Annotated in this window: 1 protein-coding gene and 1 pseudogene; both read right to left on the bottom strand. The window is 74.9% G+C overall.

Annotation, left to right across the window (positions count from 1 at the left end; translation table 11 throughout):
• Nucleotides 1-21: 21 nt before the first annotated feature.
• Nucleotides 22-1,044 (bottom strand): alpha/beta hydrolase family protein, encoded by a 1,023-nt coding sequence (locus tag MTQ10_RS30335; RefSeq protein ID WP_247473868.1) that lies wholly within the window; start codon nt 1,042-1,044, stop codon nt 22-24.
• Nucleotides 1,045-1,100: 56 nt separating this feature from the next.
• Nucleotides 1,101-1,361 (bottom strand): annotated as a pseudogene (locus MTQ10_RS30330) (zinc-binding dehydrogenase); the annotation flags it as partial.
• Nucleotides 1,362-1,480 lie beyond the last annotated feature (119 nt).

Below are 1,480 nucleotides of genomic sequence, written 5' to 3'. Positions count from 1 at the left end.
CCGTACGCCCCTGCCCGCCCGTCAGCCGGCCGGCTCGGTGAGGGTGTTCACCAGGTGGTCGGCGAGGCGGGGCAGCCAGTCGGGGCGGGCGTTGCCCAGCAGGTGGTCGCCGTGCGGCACCCGCAGATACGTGGCGTGCGGCGCGGCCTCGGCCAGCGGACCGCTGCCGGTGACGCCGGGCATGATGTCCTGCCCGCCGTCGACCACGAGCAGCGGCACGGTGATACGCGGCGCCAGCCCGGTCACGTCCACGGCGTCGGTGAACGCCTCGGCCGCTTCGGTGCCGCCGCAGCGCCGGGCGAGGATCTGCCGTACCGGTTCCGGCAGTTCGGCCCACCGCAGCCGGGACGGCCCGCTGACCGTGGCCGCCGCTGCCACCCGGCCCTCCAGCGCGGCGGCGCGGGCCGCGAAGTACCCGCCGAGACTCATCCCGACCACCCCGACGCGTTCGACGCCGAGTGCGTCGACGACGCGGGCGACGACCTGCTCGTAGCGGGGGCTGAGCGTGCTGCGCCCGGCGAGCACACCCTGCCCGGGTCCGTCCATCGCGAACACGGCGGCGCCCCGGTCCAGCAGGGCCGTGACCACATCGAGGAACTCCTCCTTCGCGGAGTCCAGTCCGGGCACGACGATCACGGTGGCCCGGGCGTCCGCGGGTCCGCGCAGCCAGCCGGTGAATCCGTCGCCGGTGATCCGCCGCGCCCCGGGCTCCAGGATGCGCAGCGCCCGCTCCAGCGCCTCGTCGGCGTCGGCCGCGGCACGCCGCGCACCGGCACCGTGGGCGAGGGAGGTGACGTGGAACCAGCGGGCCGCGGCAAGGAGATGTTCGCCCGCGGAGCGGGGGCTCGCGGCGGTACGGGCGCGCTCCAGGTGGGCGCGGGCCGCCGCGGTGCCGACGGCCTCCCAGTCGGCGACGGTACGCAGGCCCTCGGTGGCCCGCCGGTACTCGCAGGGGTCGACGCCCGCACCGAGGGCGCGGCTCCATTGGGCGGCGGCGAACGCCGCGATGTCCGTCACGATGTCCTCGTGCTGTGCCGTGGTCACGGTGTCGCTCCTTTCGGCCCTTGCGGTGCCGGTGGTGGTGTCCTGCGGGGCAAGGCTCATGCCGTACCCCCGGTGGTGAGGACGGCCTTGCCTCGGATACGGCGCTCCCGCAGGTCGACGAGGGTGCGGGCGGTGTCCGACCAGTCGGCGGTACGGCCGATCTCCGGGTGCAGCCGGTCCCCCGCGACGAGCCCGACCAGCGCGGCCAGATCACCGCCGTACGGCGCGCCCGCATAGTGGAAGTGACGGATCGTCACCCGCTCGGGGCCGTGGAGCAGGGCGAAGAAGTCCAGGGTGACCGGGGTGCGGCTCGCCTGACAGTGAGGATGTGACGTGGTGACGCCGCTGGTGGGTCTGACCCCTCGCCTGACTGACGTCTCGACTGTCCTGTTTGGGATTTGTCGGCCCGCCGGGCGTCACCACGCACGCGGCCGGA

The organism is Streptomyces sp. XM83C (assembly GCF_023072675.1).
GTDB lineage: Bacteria > Actinomycetota > Actinomycetes > Streptomycetales > Streptomycetaceae > Streptomyces > Streptomyces thermocoprophilus.
Note: the sequence above shows the minus strand (reverse complement) of the source record. Positions and strands in the feature narration are given on the sequence as shown.